15 protein-coding genes are annotated in these 17218 nt (G+C 68.9%); 5 read left to right on the top strand and 10 right to left on the bottom strand.

Translation table 11 applies throughout. From position 1 onward, the window contains the following. Positions 1-4: 4 nt before the first annotated feature. Both ruvC and AB0N61_RS05785 read right to left on the bottom strand, forming a co-directional pair. Complete coding sequence (gene ruvC, locus AB0N61_RS05790) at positions 5-589, bottom strand: crossover junction endodeoxyribonuclease RuvC (protein ID WP_363362405.1); 585 nt, start codon at positions 587-589, stop codon at positions 5-7. A gap of 45 nt (positions 590-634) precedes the next feature. Next, positions 635-1396 (bottom strand): YebC/PmpR family DNA-binding transcriptional regulator, encoded by a 762-nt coding sequence (locus tag AB0N61_RS05785; RefSeq protein ID WP_167945150.1) that lies wholly within the window; start codon positions 1394-1396, stop codon positions 635-637. Between the two features lie 156 nt (positions 1397-1552). Between AB0N61_RS05785 and AB0N61_RS05780 the strand changes: the two genes are divergently transcribed. Beyond that, on the top strand, positions 1553-2932 hold the full coding sequence (locus tag AB0N61_RS05780) for an aminotransferase class V-fold PLP-dependent enzyme (protein ID WP_363362404.1): 1380 nt from the start codon (positions 1553-1555) through the stop codon (positions 2930-2932). 16 nt (positions 2933-2948) lie between these two features. On the opposite strand, the gene AB0N61_RS05775 is transcribed toward AB0N61_RS05780, so the two are convergent. The 5 genes from AB0N61_RS05775 to pdxS all read right to left on the bottom strand — a co-directional run bounded on the left by AB0N61_RS05775 (position 2949) and on the right by pdxS (position 9974). Beyond that, positions 2949-6302 carry an SbcC/MukB-like Walker B domain-containing protein gene (locus AB0N61_RS05775; protein WP_363363161.1) on the bottom strand — a complete coding sequence of 1118 codons (3354 nt, stop codon included), beginning with the start codon at positions 6300-6302 and terminating at the stop codon, positions 2949-2951. Further along, positions 6299-6958, bottom strand: coding sequence for a DUF4194 domain-containing protein (locus tag AB0N61_RS05770; protein WP_363362403.1), 660 nt, complete (start codon positions 6956-6958; stop codon positions 6299-6301). Before AB0N61_RS05770 ends, AB0N61_RS05775 begins: the two co-directional genes overlap by 4 nt. Beyond that, complete coding sequence (locus AB0N61_RS05765) at positions 6951-8414, bottom strand: DUF3375 domain-containing protein (RefSeq protein WP_363362401.1); 1464 nt, start codon at positions 8412-8414, stop codon at positions 6951-6953. The genes AB0N61_RS05770 and AB0N61_RS05765 overlap by 8 nt, the downstream gene beginning before the upstream one ends. A 71-nt stretch (positions 8415-8485) precedes the next feature. Continuing rightward, a complete protein-coding gene (pdxT, locus tag AB0N61_RS05760; protein ID WP_363362400.1) occupies positions 8486-9091 on the bottom strand; it encodes a pyridoxal 5'-phosphate synthase glutaminase subunit PdxT in 606 nt (201 codons plus the stop codon). Further along, entirely contained in the window at positions 9081-9974 is an 894-nt protein-coding gene (gene pdxS / locus AB0N61_RS05755; RefSeq protein WP_363362398.1) for a pyridoxal 5'-phosphate synthase lyase subunit PdxS, read from the bottom strand. Before pdxS ends, pdxT begins: the two co-directional genes overlap by 11 nt. 114 nt (positions 9975-10088) lie before the next feature. On the opposite strand from pdxS, the gene AB0N61_RS05750 reads away from it, so the two are divergent. Beyond that, positions 10089-11396: an aminotransferase class I/II-fold pyridoxal phosphate-dependent enzyme gene (locus AB0N61_RS05750; RefSeq protein WP_363362396.1), complete on the top strand. Its 1308-nt coding sequence runs from the start codon at positions 10089-10091 to the stop codon at positions 11394-11396. A 46-nt stretch (positions 11397-11442) separates the two neighbouring features. Continuing rightward, positions 11443-12294, top strand: a complete 852-nt coding sequence (gene pdxY / locus AB0N61_RS05745; RefSeq protein WP_363362394.1) for a pyridoxal kinase PdxY — start codon at positions 11443-11445, stop codon at positions 12292-12294. A gap of 21 nt (positions 12295-12315) precedes the next feature. Here the strand turns inward: pdxY and AB0N61_RS05740 are convergent, their stop codons facing one another. From AB0N61_RS05740 to AB0N61_RS05730, 3 genes are read right to left on the bottom strand one after another with little or no spacing between them, the layout of a single operon-like run. Next, positions 12316-12870 carry an HIT domain-containing protein gene (locus AB0N61_RS05740; RefSeq protein ID WP_363362392.1) on the bottom strand — a complete coding sequence of 185 codons (555 nt, stop codon included), beginning with the start codon at positions 12868-12870 and terminating at the stop codon, positions 12316-12318. Then, positions 12867-14867, bottom strand: a complete 2001-nt coding sequence (thrS, locus tag AB0N61_RS05735; protein WP_363362390.1) for a threonine--tRNA ligase — start codon at positions 14865-14867, stop codon at positions 12867-12869. The genes AB0N61_RS05740 and thrS overlap by 4 nt, the downstream gene beginning before the upstream one ends. Before the next feature lie 46 nt (positions 14868-14913). After that, positions 14914-15273 (bottom strand): YnfA family protein, encoded by a 360-nt coding sequence (locus AB0N61_RS05730; protein ID WP_167943406.1) that lies wholly within the window; start codon positions 15271-15273, stop codon positions 14914-14916. 99 nt (positions 15274-15372) lie between these two features. Here AB0N61_RS05730 and AB0N61_RS05725 point away from each other — a divergent pair, with 99 nt between their 5' ends. Further along, complete coding sequence (locus AB0N61_RS05725) at positions 15373-15792, top strand: hypothetical protein (protein WP_363362389.1); 420 nt, start codon at positions 15373-15375, stop codon at positions 15790-15792. A gap of 56 nt (positions 15793-15848) precedes the next feature. Then, on the top strand, positions 15849-17198 hold the full coding sequence (locus AB0N61_RS05720) for a deoxyribodipyrimidine photo-lyase (RefSeq protein ID WP_363362388.1): 1350 nt from the start codon (positions 15849-15851) through the stop codon (positions 17196-17198). Positions 17199-17218: the final 20 nt, after the last annotated feature.

Here is a 17218-nt window from a genome sequence, read left to right as displayed (position 1 = left end):
CAGCCTACGCACCCGATCGTAGATATGTTCGAGCGACACGCTCCGCGTCGGCCCATGCCTTCTGAGCCGGCGTCAGCGTGTCTGCTCCCGGCACTCCGGCCGCGCCTCGACGCCACGCGTGACAGAGGGCGATCGCGAGGGCGTCGGCGGCATCCGGCGGCTGCGGTGGAGCGTCGAGGCGCAGGATCCGCGCGATCATGCTCTGCACCTGTCGCTTGTCGGCCGAGCCGTAGCCGGTGACCGCGGCCTTCACCTCGCTCGGGGTGTGCGTGGCGGCGGGGAGTCCGGCCTCGGCGGCGAGGAGCAGCGCGACGCCGCTCGCCTGCGCGGTGCCCATGACCGTGTGGCTGTTCTGTTGGGCGAACACCCGCTCGACGGCGACGGCGTCCGGACGATGGTTCTCGAGCACCTCACGGATGCCGGCGGCGACGATCGCGAGCCGCTCGCCCACAGGCAGATCGGGCGCCGAGCGGATCACTCCGACATGCACCAGCGTCCCTCGTCGCGCGCGATCGACGTCGACCACTCCCACGCCGCATCGGGTGAGACCCGGGTCGATGCCGAGCACGCGAAGCGAGGAGGAGGTCACTCCCCCAGGCTAGGCGTCTCGTCGGACGGCGCGGGGTCGGCGCGCCTAGGCGTCTTCGTTCTCGAGTTCGGCCTGCACTTCTGCGGAGAGGTCGAAGTTGGTGAAGACGTTCTGCACGTCCTCGCTGTCTTCGAGCGCGTCGATCAGGCGGAAGATCTTGCGAGCCGTGTCGGCGTCGATCTCGACCTTCAGGTTCGGCACGAACTCGACGTCAGCGGACTCGTAGTCGATGCCGGCGTCCTGCAGCGCACTGCGGACGGCGACGAGGTCCGTGGCCTCGGTGATGATCTCGAAGCCCTCTGCGTGGGGTTCGATCTCCTCGGCGCCCGCTTCGAGAGCGGCCATCATGACGTCATCCTCCGTCGTCCCCTCGGAACCGACGACGATCACGCCCTTGCGGCTGAAGTTGTAGGCGACGCTGCCCGGGTCGGCGAGCGTTCCGCCGTTGCGGCTGAGAGCCGTGCGCACCTCCGCCGCAGCGCGGTTCTTGTTGTCGGTCAGACACTCGATCATCATGGCGACGCCGTTGGGACCGTAGCCCTCGTACATGATCGAGGTGTACTCGACCGCTTCGCCGCCGATGCCCGCGCCGCGCTTCACTGCGCGATCGATGTTGTCCTTCGGGACCGACGTCTTCTTCGCCTTCTGCACGGCGTCGAACAGCGTGGGGTTTCCCTGCAGGTCGGCTCCGCCGAGCTTGGCGGCGACCTCGATGTTCTTGATGAGCTTGGCCCAGGACTTCGCGCGCCTGGAGTCGATGATGGCCTTCTTGTGCTTCGTGGTGGCCCACTTGGAATGCCCGGACATTATTCTCCGCTCGTCGTATCCGCCCATGGGCTGGCCCAGGGCGTCGTCCATTCTATCGAACCATGCCCCGGGCCCGTGGCTGCACACGTTCCGGCGTGATCCGAGCGCGACGTGATGGCCCTGGTGCGAGGTCGAGCCCGGGTGTAGTCCTGACCTATGGACGACAGCGTCGACGATGACAGGATCCGAGGATTGGACGCCGCCCACCGCGCGGCACTCGAGTTCCTCGGGTCGCTCCGCGACCGACCGGTATGGCCGCGAGCGACGCTCGCCGAGATGGTGGAGGCCTTCGGGGGCCCGCTGCCTCCTGACGGCCTGGACCCCGAGGAGGTCATCGGCGAGATCGTGTCACGGGCGGACCCCGGCCTCGTCGCGATCCCCGGCGGGCGGTTCTTCGGGTTCGTGATCGGTGGCACCCTTCCCGCCGCCCTCGCCGCCGACTGGCTCGTGTCGGCATGGGATCAGAACTCGGGGTCGGCGCTGCTCACCCCGACGACCGTCGCCCTCGAGCGCATCGCCGGCAGATGGATGCTGGAGATCCTCGACCTGCCCGATACGGCGAGCGTCGGCTTCGTGACGGGCGGGCAGATGGCCAACTTCACCTGCCTCGCGACGGCCCGACACGCCGTGCTCGCTCGCGTCGGCTGGAATGTCAGCGAACAGGGACTGCACGGCTCCCCGCGGATCCGCTTCGTCGTGGGTGCCGACCGGCACGGATCGATCGACCGGGCTGCTCGGTTCCTGGGGATCGGACGCTCCGGGATCACGGTCGTCGAATCGGACGAGCAGGGCCGGATGCGACCTGACGCGCTCAGCAGCGTGCTCGCCGACGGCTCGGGGCCGGTCATCGTCTGTCTCCAGGCCGGCGAGGTGCACACCGGCGCGTTCGACGACTTCTCAGCCCTCGTGCCGATCGCCCACCAGCACGGCGCCTGGGTGCATATCGACGGCGCGTTCGGCCTCTGGGCAGCGGCATCCGCCTCGCTGCGGTCGCTGACGACGGGCATGTCCGCCGCAGACTCGTGGGCGACCGACGCGCACAAGACCCTCAACGTGCCCTACGACTGCGGCATGGCGATCGTCCGCGACCCCGCGGACTCGATCGCCGCGTTCCGCACCGGGGGCGACTACCTGATCTACACGAGCCTCGATCCGTGGGACGTCACCCCGGAGCTCTCACGACGCGCACGCGGCGTGCCCGCCTGGGCGGCGCTGCGCAGCCTGGGCCGCAACGGCGTCGCGAACCTGATCGACGGACTGCACGAGAACGCCGTCGCCATGGCCGCCGGACTCGCCACGATCGACGGCATCCGCGTGCTCAACGACGTCGACTACACGCAGGTCATGTTCTGCCTCGATTCGGACGAGGCGACGCGACAGCTGGGCGAGGCCATCCTCGCCGAGGGCACCGCCGCCGTGACCGGAGCGGAGTGGCGAGGTCGCGCGGCGCTCCGCTGCTCGATGTCGTCCTGGGCGACGACGCGAGACGACATCGACCGCACGGTCAGCGCCATCCGCACTCTGGTGATGGGTTGAGCAGCCGCCGGTCCGCTCACTCGGCCGGCAGCCCCACCTTCGGCCGAGCCCAGGAGCGACCGCGCGTGTCCTTCAGGATGTCGTATTCCACATCGACGTGCGGTTCGATGGCGCTGTACTTGTCGTTCGGCGCGCCGATCACGAGCTGGAAGCCGAGGCCCCGCCAGGCTCCGATGGCACGCTTCGTGAAGTGCGCGTCAGCCTTGATGAGGGCTTCGTCCATGAACACGGGCGCGTACCTCGGGCGCTCGGCACCCGCGTCGCCGAGCTGATACCGCAGCGCCGCGCCCACGATGAAGGCGACCAGTTCCTGAGACTCGCCACCCGACTTCTCGCCGATGTGGTCGTAGAGCGCGACATGCTCACGGGTCGTCGCATGGACCCTCTCGGCACTCACCCGCACGTGGTTGCGCACATCGATGAGCTCGGCGAAGTCCGGCGCGGTGCGACGCATCCGACCGATGAGACGACTCATCCTCCGATAGACGCTCTCACGTTCGGCATCCGTCGCTGCCGCGTCGATGAGGCCGCGCACCTCGCGAAGCTCCCTGCGGAATCGCCTGCGTGCCTCGGACTGGTTCTCGCGCGGGGTGATCTGCAGGCGGTGCTCGTCGTCGTAGAACGGCAGCTCCTCCATGATCCGGTTGATCGGGTCGATGCGGTTCTTGATCTCTCGGAGCGCTCGGCCGAGGGTCGAGTCCAGGCTCGTCAGGTCGTTCCCGGAGAGCTTGAGGAGGCTGTCTCGCCACTCGGACTCCAGCTCGTGCAGGCCGTTGGTCTCGAGCGCCACGAGGATGCCCTCGAACTCCGCGACCGACTCGTCAGGGTCGGGAAGGATCGTGAGAGTGTCCCAGCGCTCGAGGAACCCGGTCATCAGGCGGCGCATCTGCTCACGCTGATCGGCGTGCGCCGCGGCTGCGGACGTGCGATCCTCGTGCAGCCTTCCGGCTGCGGTGCGCAGCGCCGAGTCGAGATGGGCGAGTCGTTCCGTGGGGGTCACGCTGACGGCCGAGTCCGCCCCGAGGAAGCGCGCGTCGAGGAAGGAGCGATGCCGTTCCTCGAGGGCGATCTCGGCGACCTCGGCCGCATCCACGATCCGCTGACAGTCGTCGACCTGGTCGGTGACCTCGACCCAACGGTCCTGCGCGAACGAGAGGTCGCCCCCGAGGCGGGAGCTCTCGTCGCGCAGGCGCCCCGCCCGCTTCCGCAGCTCGTCGGCCTGCGAGGTGAGCTCCGCGATCTTCGGGTTCCCCTCGGTGACCTCCGCCTCGACCGCGAGCCACCGCGCACGCTCCGCCGATACGGCCTCGACGTCGATCTGATCCCAGGTGAGGTCCTCGATCCTGGCGTGCGCCTTGGCCGTGGCCTCGATCCGGTCGAGGCCCGCCTCCGCCTCCGTTGCCGCCGCGGCCGCGGAGTCGCGTCGTCCCTCGAGCTCGCTGACCTGCTTGTCGAGTTCGCTCAGCCTCCGGGCGTTCGAGAAGCCGAGCAGATTGGCGCGCCCGTGCCCGCCGTGGGATCCGCGGTCGCCGTGCGACACCTGGCCCGCGAGCGTCAGCGCGCGAGGATGCTGCGCGAGCTCGGCCGACGAGTCGACGCAGACATAGTCGAATCGCTCACGGAGCCGCTGCTGAAGCCACCCGGTGAACGGCGTCGATCGGTGATCGAGACGGCCGGGAAGGGTTCGCGGGTCGGCTGTCCGGGACTCGGCGAGGCCGGTGACGACGCCTTCGTAGCTGATCCGCTCGGCTGTGCGCACCGACTCGATGGCGGCGCGGAATCGGCCGAGATCAGCGACATCGACGAGCAGCGTCCGCGCGAACCCGCCGAGCGCGAGGTTGAACGCCTCACGCCACGGCTCGAACTCGGTGCGCACCTCGACCAGCTCGCCGACGAACGGCAGATCTGAGGGCGTGAGCCCGGCCGCCTCGGCGAGGAGGACCCTCGTCTCATGCAGATGTGCGGGAATGCTCCCCCGAAGCTCACGGGTGCGGTCCCGCTCGGCGCGCGCCCTCGCCAGCTCGCTCTCGGCGGCTCTGCGTGACGACTCGGCGTCGGCGAACGCGGCGCGGGCCGCGCGCAGTCCGCTCTGCGGCAGGTCGCGCCCGATGCGGGCGAGCAGATCCTCGAACTCCGACGCGGTGCGCACCTCTGCGCCGAGCTCCCGCGCCACGCCGTCGAAGCGCGCTCGCTCTCGTCGGACATCCTCGAGCCGGCGTTCGACACCCCTCAGCTCGCGCTGCGCGGTCTCGAGGCGATCACCTCCGGACTGCCGCAGGACATCGAGCAGTCCCTCCCGTTCGATCTCCGCCGCGGCGATCAGGGCGTTCTTCTCGCGGACGGCCAGCTGCAGCGCCTGGGTGCGGTCTCGAAGGTCCGCCTCCACCTCGCGCAGGAGGTCGAGACGTCGCTCGGCGCTCCACAGAGCGGCGAGCGAGGTCGGCTCGGAGAACACCCCGACCTCGTCGACGACGCGCATCCGCTCCGAGGCCGCCTCGATGCGCTGTGAGATGCCCCGGATCGGCTCGAGCGCCGCGACCTGCTGCTTGGCGACGAGCATCCGCGTGCGCGTGCTCTCCAGCTCATCGAAATGGGCGACCACCGCGTCGGCGGTGGCCATCGTCTCGGGCTCCTCGAGCACGAGCTTCTTGTAGAGGTCATCGACGGTCGTGATCTGCTGACCGGCCTGGATGCGGGCGAGAAGACTGATCGCCTTCGCCCCCGAACCGGCCGCACCGATGCCGAGCACGGCGTGAAGGCGAGCCGAGAACTCGCGATCGGTCGCCACCGGCTCCAACCCGACGGCGCGCGCCGCCGCGTCACTCAGGCGCTGGGCGGCGGGGCGCTCGAGCTGCGAGAGGTCGAAGGGGCCGTCGATCGTCGCCCGGAGCCGCGCGGTGTCCTCGAGAGTGCGCGCGTCCGCAGGGATGTACCAGCCGCGCACCGCCGTGAAGCGCGAGCCGTCATGATCGAGCCACGTCATCGAGACGGCACTCCACGTGTCCTCGCCATCGCCGCGCAGGACTCGCAGCTTCGTGCCCTCCTCCGTGCGGGACTCGTCGATCTTTCCCCGCCCGTACGAGAGGATGTTCCGCTGCTCGTCGCCGCGCGGGCGCCCCGTGACACCGCCGTTGGACGCACCGTTGAAGGGCGTCGTATGCGGCATCATCAGAGCGATGTAGCCGTCCATGAGGGTCGACTTGCCCGAGCCCGATCCTCCGCACAGCAGAGTCGCATCGGGCGAGAACCGCACGCGGTGGGGACCGCCGTCATAGCCGCCCCAGTTGATGAGCTGAAGCTCCTCGGCGACCCATTGCTGGCCGCGCGAGCTCGCGGGGATCATCCCGAAGAGCGTGTCCATCATCGTCATCGCGCCACCACCGCCTGGGTTCGCAGCCACTCGCGCAGCTCCTTGAGTGTCTCCGCACTGAGGACCACCTCGACGAGCGCGGTGATCCGATATCGTCCGCTGGTCTCCTCCTGCACGATGCCCTCTCTGTCCAGCCGATCCAGGGCGCTGCGGATCGCCCGCTGCTGCTTCGCGGTGCCGCCGTCGACATCGGCGAAGTAGCTGAGCACGGTCTGCTCGACGTCCTCGATGTCGATCCGCACCGAGCCTTCGCCGGACGCGGACTCTCGCTGGTAGACGGTTCGCAGGTGCACCAGGACCAGCGTCTCGGCACGCGAGTACGGCGAGTCCTTCAGCAGCACGGGCATCTCGACCTCGTCGGAGCGAAGCTGCTGCTTGTACGCGAATCCTCGGGCGTGATCGACGATCAGACGCAGATAGATGTCGTTGAGTCGCGACTCGATCACCTGCTGGTGCTCGAGGAGCAGAGTCCACTCACGCCGATTGCGCTCCATGGAGAGGAAGCGCCGCTGGAGCAGATGCACGAGCACGCGCCTGATCTCCGGGTCGAGCGTGCCGCGATCGCCGGGGAAGTGCGCCTCGAGGTCGTCCTCCATCGCCGTCGGGGCGATGAACCCCTCGTCGGCGACGGCTGCCGTGATGTCGTCGTCACTCATCTGCGTCCTCTTTCGTGCTGCGGGCGGTCACGGCGCCGAAGGCGAAACGGCGAGTCGTGCCGTCCGGGCGCAGTGCGTCGACCGTCGAGATCCCCTCGCCCTCCGTGATCCCGTTGCGGTGCGCGATCTCGAGGAGACCGAGCAGGTCGACGGGACGTCGAGCGGCGTCGGGCACGGAGCGGAAGGCGTCGGCGAGATCGAACTCCGCGTCGAGCCCGGCGACATACGCCTCGAGATCCGCGTACCGCGGACCGCCCCACTCACGCGTGTCGTGGTCGAGCAAGTCCACGTCGTCGGCGTCGGCCAGGGGCGCCGGAGCGCGTGGCGGACGGATGTCGCTCGTGGTCTGCCGAAGATGGCCGAGGTCGATGAGCGGCATGCTGCGGACCGGCTCGACGACCGTCGCCGAACCCGACCAGCCGTGCAGCCCCGCGATGACGTCACGCAGGAGGTCGTCGATCTGACGATCGCGGAGCGGATCGTGGGTCTTCACCTGTCCGGTGATCACGTGCGAGGCGCGGCGCTGTGCAGCCAGCACCTCTTCCACTCCCAGTTCGACACGACGACTGATGGCGTCGAGCTCGGCACGTTGCGTGCTGTCGAGCAGTCGGGCGAACGGCTGGCTGAGCAGCCCGCGGAGCTGCTCGGTGAGCGAGTCGATGCGATCGGGGTCGCCGATGAGACGCAGGGCGCCGGCGAAAGCGCGCCCCTCCGGAGTCGACTGCATCACGTCCTGCGCCCGCTGCAGATACTCGCGGAGCACCTCACTCGTCGGCCTCTCATCCCGTCGCAGATGCGAGACGACGTCGCGCTGCATCGCCCTGAGCGACTCTGCGACCCGCGTGAAGTCGGCGGGCAGCTCGCGGGCCAGGTGCAGCACGTTCTCGGCTTCCTCGAGAAGCTCCTCATCGTCGACGGGGTCGGCTTGCCCGGAATCCTGGATGCGTGCGATCTCCGCGTCGAGCAGGTCGCGTTCCTCGTGCAATCGCGACAGGCGCCGAACAGGGTCGACCTCGGCACTGACCGACAGGTGGTCGACGGCATCGAGGAGGGTGCGCACCCGGGAGTTCGACACGCGGGTGCGCCCGCCCCCGGTGCGACCCGAGATCTCGAGGGCCGCGACGGCGTGCGCGGAGAGCCGATAGACCTCGACGTCGTCGTCGATCTGCTGGATCAGCCACCCCAGGCGCACCCAGCTCCGGCACACGTCGCGACCGCTCCCGGACGGGAGCCGCCTGTCCTCGTCGTCGTGCCCGGCCGCTCGGAGCTCGTCGAGCACCTCGGCCATCTCGGCGTGTGCGTCCGCGACCGCGACCGACGCCCGGTCGGCGGTGAAGAGGAGAGTGAGTGAGGCAACCACGAACGGGGCGAAGCGTCCGTGCAGGAGGTCGAGAGTCGGGGTGCTGAAAGCGGTGACGACGCGCGCGTACGCGGCCTCAGCCCTGGATCCAGTCACTCGTACGAGAATAGTCCGACCTCGGCGCGTGGACTGTCACGAACCGGCGCGTGGCGGGTCGCCACCGCGGGTCAGCGCGTGGCGGCGGCCTCGCGGGCCGACTCGAGGAGCATCACGTGGAAACGGGTCTCACCCTCGACCTCGGGGTGGAAGCTGGTGCCGATGAGGGCACCCTGCCGCACCGCGACGATCCTGCCGTCCGGCAGCGAGGCGAGGACCTCGACCCGATCGCCCGCGCGTTCGACGATCGGAGCCCGGATGAAGGTGGCGTGCACCGGCGCATCGCCGAGTGCCGGAACCTGGAGATCGATCTCGAAGGACTCCGTCTGACGCCCGAAGGCGTTACGGCGCACGGCGATGTCCATACCTCCGAACGACTGCTGCCCGTCGATGCCGTCGAGCACCTCGTCTGCGAGCAGGATGAGCCCGGCGCACGTTCCGTACACCGGGAGTCCCGCCGCGATCGCGACCCGGATGGGCTCTCGCATCCCGAAGGTGCGCGACAGCTTGTCGATCACGCTCGACTCGCCGCCGGGGATGACGAGACCATCGACGGTCGCGAGCTCCTCAGGGCGACGCACCAGCGCCACCTCCGCACCCAGTCCTGCGAGCAGGGCGGCGTGCTCGCGCACGTCGCCCTGCAGAGCGAGGACACCGACCCGGGGACTACCAGCCACGCTCGGCCAGGCGGTGCGGGGCGGGGAGGTCGGACACGTTGATGCCGACCATCGCCTCGCCGAGTCCGCGCGAGACCTCGGCGATGACCTTGGCATCGTCGAAGAAGGTGGTCGCCTTGACGATCGCCCTGGCGCGCTCCGCCGGGTTGCCCGACTTGAAGATGCCCGAGCCCACGAAGACGCCGTCGGCGCCGAGCTGCATCATCATCGCGGCGTCCGCAGGAGTGGCGACACCGCCCGCGACGAACAGCACGACGGGGAGCGTGCCGGTCTCGGCGATCTCTGCGACGAGCTCGTAGGGCGCCTGCAGCTCCTTCGCGGCGACGAACAGCTCGTCCTTCGGAAGTGCCGTGAGTGCGGCGATCTCGCCGCGGATCTTCCGGATGTGCTTCATCGCCTCGGAGACGTCCCCCGTGCCCGCCTCGCCCTTGGAACGGATCATCGCCGCGCCCTCGTTGATGCGACGCAGCGCCTCGCCCAGGTTGGTGGCACCGCAGACGAAGGGAACCGTGAAGGGGTACTTGTCGATGTGGTTCACGTAGTCGGCGGGTGAGAGCACCTCGGACTCGTCGATGTAGTCGACGCCGAGCTCCTGCAGGACCTGCGCCTCGACGAAGTGGCCGATGCGTGCCTTGGCCATCACCGGGATCGAAACCGACGCGATGATGCTGTCGATCATGTCGGGGTCGCTCATGCGCGAGACGCCGCCCTGGGCGCGGATGTCGGCCGGCACGCGCTCCAGCGCCATCACCGCGACGGCTCCTGCATCTTCGGCGATCTTCGCCTGATCGGCGGTGACGACGTCCATGATCACGCCGCCCTTGAGCATCTCGGCGAGACCGCGCTTCACGCGCGAGGATCCGGTGGTGGTGGGTTCGGTCATGGGAGCTCCTGTCGGGTGGCGCACGGCATGCAGGTCTGGCGCGACAATGGTTCGTTTGATCTAGGCCAAACAGTAGCACTGTCCGGCACGACCTAGAATCAGAGGTGAGGACACATGAGCGACCACATCACCGGGACCACCGCAGCGGACATCGCCGACAGCGTGCGCGCGCTGCGTGATCGCGGCGCACTGCGCCCGGGCGATGCGCTGCCTCCCGTGCGCGAGCTCGCCTCGACCCTCGGTGTGAACCGGAACACGGCTGTCGCGGCATACCGGCAGCTCGCCGCGGCCGGACTGGTCGTGTCCCGAGGGCGAGCCGGCACCGTGGTCACCGGTCTCGCGTCCGTCGCTCAGGAGGGCTACGCGGCGGACACCGTGCTGCGCGACGTCGGCACCGGCAACCCGGATCCCCGCCTGATCCCTGATCCGTCCGAGGCGCTCGCAACCGTCGCCGGCCGACCGGTGCTGTATGGAGAGCCCGTCATCGACCCGACCCTCGATTCCTGGGCCCGCGAGTGGATCGCGTCAGACCTCGACGACGTCGCGTTCCGGATCACGATCACCAGCGGCGCGGTCGATGCCGTCGAGCGGCTGCTCGCCCAGGCGCTCATGCGAGACGATGCGGTCGCCCTCGAGGACCCGTGCTTCCTCGCCAGCATCCATACCGTCCGCCTCGGTGGTTATCGGGCGGTGCCCGTGATCGTCGACGAGCAGGGGATGACGGTCGACGGCCTGCGCTCCGCTCTGAACGCGGGTGTGCGCGCCGTCATCTGCACGCCCCGCGCCCAGAATCCGACGGGTGCGAGCCTCACCGCGGCGCGCGCGGCGGAGCTGCGCGCCGTGCTCGCCGACCACCCGTACGTGCTGATCATCGAGGACGATCACTTCTCGATGCTGTCGCAGCGCCCGTACGAATCTCTGATCAGCCCCGAACATCGCCGATTCGCGCTCGTGCGCTCGGTCTCGAAGTTCCTGGGGCCCGACATGTGCCTCGCGATCGCGGCGACCGACACGACGACCGCGGAGCGGCTCGCCATGCGCCTCAGCCCCGGGACGACCTGGGTCAGCCATCTTCTGCAGCGACTCACTCTCACCCAGCTGACCGACGAGTCGGTGCTCACGCGCATCGCCGACGCGCGCGAGCACTACGCCACGAAGAACGCCGCGTTCGCGGATCGGCTGAGGGAGCATGGGCTCGACTCCCCCGCGAGCGACGGGCTGAGCCTGTGGATCGGTCTTCCGAAACCCGCTCGGGTCGTCGCAGAAGGCCTCATGCGTCGGGGGTGGCTCGCGCGCACCGGCGATGACTTCGCACTCGACGAGCGCGCAGACCCCTCGCACCACCTGCGTCTCACGGTGCACGACCTCTCCGACGACGACACCGAGGCGCTCGTCACCGACCTCGTCGCAGCCCTGCGATGACCATCCGCCGCGGGAGCACTCCCGCCTTCACTGAAAGGATCGGGGAATGAAGGTCCTCTCCATCCAGTCGGCCGTGGCGTACGGCCACGTCGGAAACTCCGCCGCGGTCTTCCCGCTGCAGCGCATCGGCGTCGAGGTTCTGCCGGTCTACACCGTGAACTTCTCGAACCACACCGGCTACGGTGCCTGGCGCGGACCGCTCATCTCGCCGGACGACGTGCGCGAGGTCATCACGGGCATCGAGGAGCGCGGCGTGTTCGGCGACATCGACGCGGTGCTCAGCGGATACCAGGGCGGCGAGGGCATCGGAGACGTCATCATCGACGCCGTGGCCCGCGTCAAGGCCGCGAACCCCGACGCCGTCTACGCATGCGACCCGGTGATGGGCAATGCGAAGTCCGGATGCTTCGTCGCGCCGGCGATCCCGATCCTGCTGCGCGAGAAGATCGTCCCCGCCGCCGACATCATCACCCCGAACCAGTTCGAGCTCGGATTCCTGACCGGCACCGAGCCCGACACACTCGAGTCCACGCTCGCGTCCGTCGATCTCGCCATCGCGATGGGACCGAGCACAGTGCTCGTCACGAGCGTCGAGCGCCCCGATCGCGAAGAGGGAACGATCGAGATGCTCGTCGCCGATTCGGCCGGCGCCTGGATCGTGCAGACGCCCCGCCTTCCGATGAAGGCCAATGGCTCGGGAGACGTCACAGCGGCGCTCTTCACGGCGCACTATGTCGAGTCCGGCGATGCGAAGACTGCGCTCGAGCGCACGGCCTCCAGCGTGTTCGACCTGCTCTCCATGACGCTCGAGTCGGGTGCGCGCGAACTGCAGCTCATCGAGGCGCAGGAGTTCTACGCGAATCCTCGCATGCAGTTCACTGCACGCCAGGTGCGCTGACCCGCCGTTCCGGTCGTTCGCCTAGGCCGTCGTCGACGGCCAGGCGTTCGCCACGGCGTCGCGCACCTCGCCCAACAGCTGAGGCAGAGCCTTGGTCTTGGCGATGATCGGGAAGAAGTTGGCGTCCGACGTCCACCTCGGCACGATGTGCTGATGCAGGTGGCCGTCGACGCCCGCACCCGCGACCGCGCCCTGGTTCATGCCGAGATTGAAGCCGTCGCAGCGCGAGACCTCCCGGAGCACCCGCATGCCGATCTGGGTCAGCGCCCCGATCTCGGCGACCTCTCCCGGTGTCGCCTGGTCGTAGGTGCCGATGTGGCGGTACGGACACACCAGCAGGTGCCCGGAGTTGTAGGGGAACAGGTTGAGCAGCACGTAGGCCGTCTCACCCCGAGCGACGATCAGCCGCTCGGCATCCGGGAACTTCGGAGCCTCGCAGAACGGGCACTCCTCGCGCAGTGGCTCGGGACCGGCCTGGATGTACGCCATCCGGTGCGGCGTCCAGAGCCTCTGGAACTCGTCGGGGACGCCGGCGAAGTCGCCGGCGTCCTCCCACGGCGGGGGCGGCGTCGTCACGCCAGGTCCCCTGCTGTCTGCACGAGGGTGTGCGCGGCGATCGCCCCACGGATGCGCGACACGGCATCGGCGATCGGCACGCCGTTCTCCTGCGTGCCGTCGCGGTAGCGGAACGAGACCGTCCCGGCATCCCGGTCCTTCTCGCCCGCGATCAGCAGCAGCGGGACCTTCCCGGTGGTGTGCGTGCGGATCTTCTTCTGCATCCGGTCGTCGGAGGCGTCGAGCTCGGCACGGACGCCCTGGCCACGCAGCGTGTCGACGATCTCGCCGAGGTAGTCGGCGAATTCGTCGGCGACCGGGATGCCGACCACCTGCACGGGCGACAGCCACACGGGGAAGTCGCCGGCGTAGTGCTCGAGCAGGATCGCGAAGAAGCGCTCGATCGAGCCGAACAGCGCACGGTGGATCATGATCGGACGCTTCTTCTGGCCGTCCTTGTCCATGTACTCGAGCTCGAAGCGCTCGGGCAGGTTGGGGTCGACCTGGACGGTCGAGAGCTGCCAGGTGCGCCCGATCGCGTCACGCGTCTTGAGGTCGATCTTCGGGCCGTAGAACGCGGCCTCACCCGGGACCTCGGTGAGCTTGAGACCGGATGCCACGGCGACGCGACGAAGAGCGTCGGTCGACGACTCCCAGAACTCGTCGGAGCCGATCCACTTGGACTTCTCGTCGTCCTTCATCGACAGCTCGAGCTCGAAGTCGGTGAGACCGAAGTCGCGCAGCATCGAGAGGATGAACTCGAGCACCTTGGCGACCTCACCCTCGAGCTGCTCGGGCGTGACGAAGAGGTGCGAGTCGTCCTGAGTGAAACCACGCACCCGAGTGAGGCCGTGCAGCGCGCCGGAGAGCTCGTTGCGGTACACCGTGCCGTTCTCGGCGAACCGCAGCGGCAGGTCGCGGTAGCTGCGCGCACGCTCCTTGTAGATCAGGATGTGCATCGGGCAGTTCATGGGCTTCAGGTAGTAGTCCTGGCCCTGCTTGGTGATGTTGCCCTCGTCGTCGCGCTCCTCGTCCATGACGATCGGCGGGTACATGCCGTCCTTGTAGGTGACGAGGTGGTTCGAGGTGAGGAAGAGGTCTTCCTTCGAGATGTGCGGCGTGTACACGTAGGTGTAGCCACCCTCGATGTGGCGCCTGCGCGCGTGCTGCTCCATCTCGCCGCGCACGATGCCGCCGCGGGGGTGCCAGACCGAGAGGCCCGAGCCGATCTCCTCCGGGAACGAGAAGAGGTCGAGTTCCTTGCCCAGACGACGGTGGTCGCGCTTGGCGGCCTCTTCGAGGCGGTGCTGGTACTCGCGCAGCTCGTCCTTCGATGGCCAGGCCGTGCCGTAGATGCGCTGCAGCTGGGGGTTCTTCTCACTGCCGCGCCAGTAGGCGGCAGCGATGCGGGTGAGGTCCCAGCCGTTGCCGATCATGCGGGTGTTGGGCAGGTGCGGTCCCCGGCAGAGGTCCTTCCAGACGACCTCACCGTCGCGGGTCGTGTTGTCGTAGATCGTCAGCTCGCCCTCGCCGACCTCGACGGATGCGCCCTCGGCCGCCTCCTTGCCGCCCTTGAGGCCGATGAGCTCGAGCTTGAACGGCTCGTCTGCGAGCTCCGCCCGCGCCTCGTCGTCGGTGACGACGCGACGCACGAACCGCTGGCCCTCACGGACGATGCGCTGCATCTCCTTCGTGATGGCCTTGATGTCCTCGGGGGTGAACGGAGTGTCCACGCCGAAGTCGTAGTAGAAGCCGTCGGTGATGGGCGGACCGATCCCGAGGTTCGCCTGCGGGTTGATCCGCTGCACCGCCTGCGCCAGAACGTGCGCCGCCGAGTGGCGGAGGATGTTGAGCCCGTCCGGACTGTCGATCGTGACCGGCTCGACCTCGTCGGCATCCGTCACTGTCGCGGCGAGGTCCTTGAGGGTTCCGTTGACGCGCATCGCGACGACTGAACGGTCAGAGAACAGGGCGAAGCCGTCTTTCGGCTGAGCATTTTCAGGCACTGCACACTCCATCTGGGTCTGGATCTAGGCTACTCGCATGCCCGGGGGCTGCAGACCGCTACGACGCGACCTCTGATGCCGTGTTCGCCGCCGTCGGGGCGAGGATGATGATCGCCGCCCCGACCAGCGCGATCGCCGAGCCGACCCAGTCCCACACTGTCGGCTTGAACCCGTCGACGATGATCCCCCACGCCAGTGATCCGGCGATGAACACCCCGCCGTATGAGGCCAGCACGCGTCCGAAGTTCGCGTCGGGCTGGAGCGCCGCGATGAAGCCGTAGGCACCGAGCGCCATGACGCCCAGGACCGCGAACACCCACCCCCGGTTCTCCTTCACGGCCTGCCAGATCAACCAGGCGCCGCCGATCTCGGCGACGGCGGCGAGCACGAACAGGATGCTGATGCGCAGGACGGTCATGCAATCAGTGTGGCAAAGACGGCAGCGCACGCCGAGCGGGGTGACGCGACGCGCCCGGTCAGACGGGGATGCTCGACCCCTGCGGGGTAGCGTGAACGGATGATCAGATCGCTGGCGCGCTGGATCCTCGCACTCGCTCTGGGGGCGATCGGCATCGTCCACTTCGTAAGCACCCGCGGTTTCCGCGTCGTCGTACCCGACTGGGCGACCCGGCTCACTCGCCTCGACAAGGACGCGATCGTGATCGCCTCCGGTGCCGCCGAGGTCGCGCTGGCCGCCGGACTCCTCCTCCTCCCGAAGGAGAGACGCCGACTGGGGGTGGCCACGGCCGCGTTCTTCGTCGCGGTGTTCCCCGGCAACGTCCACCAGTGGCGGACCCACAGGTCCACCCCGGGTCTCGACACCGAGGCGCGTCGGTTCGGCAGGCTCTTCCTGCAGCCGCTCCTGGTGATCTGGGCCCTGTGGTCGACGGCCGAGCCCTCGACCGAGAGGCGACGTCGGGTGCGCCCTATCCGCTGAACAGTGGCAGGCACAACCCCGTCCGCCGGTTCGGCGACCCGGGCGAGAATGGTGCCATGGCCTCTCCCTCGCTCGTCTGGCTCCGCGATGACCTTCGACTCGCCGACAACCCGGCGCTCAGGGCCGCCATCGACCGTGGCGAACCGCTGGTCGTGCTCTTCGTGCTCGATGAGGACTCCCCCGGCATCCGCCCGCTCGGCGGTGCCGCGCGATGGTGGCTCCACCACTCCCTCGCCTCGCTCGACGACGCGCTGCGAGACCTCGGTGCCGCTCTGACGCTGCGACGCGGCCCTGCCGAACGCGTCGTCCGCGAGACCGTCGCCGACTCCGGCGCGACCGCCGTCTTCTGGAACCGGCGATACGGTAGCGCCGAACGCGAGGTCGACACCGCGCTCAAGACGGCGCTGCGCGCGGACGGTCACGAGGTCACCTCTTTCCAGGCTTCCCTTCTGCACGAACCGTGGACGGTGACGACCGGCAGCGGCACGCACTTCTCGGTGTTCACGCCGTTCTGGCGCGCCTGTCTGGCCCTCCCCACGCCGCGAGCACCGCTGCCCGCGCCCCGAAGCCTCGACGGCGTGCCCACACCCCCGGCATCCGATGATCTCGACGACTGGAACCTGCTCCCCACGCGTCCCGACTGGGCAGGCGGACTCCGCGACACCTGGGAGCCCGGCGAGCCGGCGGCGAAAGCGCGGCTGCGTGCCTTCCTGCAAGACGACATCGGCTCGTACGATCGCGCGCGGGACGAACCATCGGCGGGCGCGACGTCATTGCTGTCGCCGCGGCTGCGATGGGGCGAGCTGAGCCCTTTCACCGTATGGCACGCGGCGGTGGAGGCAGACGGCGCAGCCGGGTTCCTCTCGGAACTCGGCTGGCGAGAATTCGCCTGGCACACGACATTCCATGCACCCGACATCGCCACGAAGAACCTCCGTCGTCAGTACGACGCGTTCCCCTGGCCGCGACTCAAGCCCTCGGAACTCGCGGCATGGCAGCGGGGCGACACGGGCATCCCTCTCGTGGATGCGGGCATGCGCGAGCTCTGGCACACAGGGTTCATGCACAACCGGGTGCGCATGGTGACGGCGTCGTTCCTCGTGAAGAACCTCCTCATCGACTGGCGCCGCGGCGAGGAGTGGTTCTGGGACACGCTCGTCGATGCCGACGGCGCGAGCAACCCCTTCAACTGGCAGTGGGTCGCCGGTTCAGGGGCAGACGCCGCTCCGTACTTCCGCGTCTTCAACCCCGAGCTGCAGGCGAGAAAGTTCGACCCGCGCGGCCTGTACATCTCGGAGTGGGCATCGGATGCTCCCACCGAGCCGATCGTCGACCTCGCCGCGACGCGCAAGGCGGCGCTCGCAGCCTACGAAGTCGTGAAGCGCTCCGGGCCGACGGCGTCCTGACTCCCCCAGACACGAAAAAA

The organism is Microbacterium sp. NPDC089320 (assembly GCF_040684875.1).
Classification (GTDB): domain Bacteria; phylum Actinomycetota; class Actinomycetes; order Actinomycetales; family Microbacteriaceae; genus Microbacterium.
This window is presented reverse-complemented; position numbering and strand designations above follow the sequence as displayed.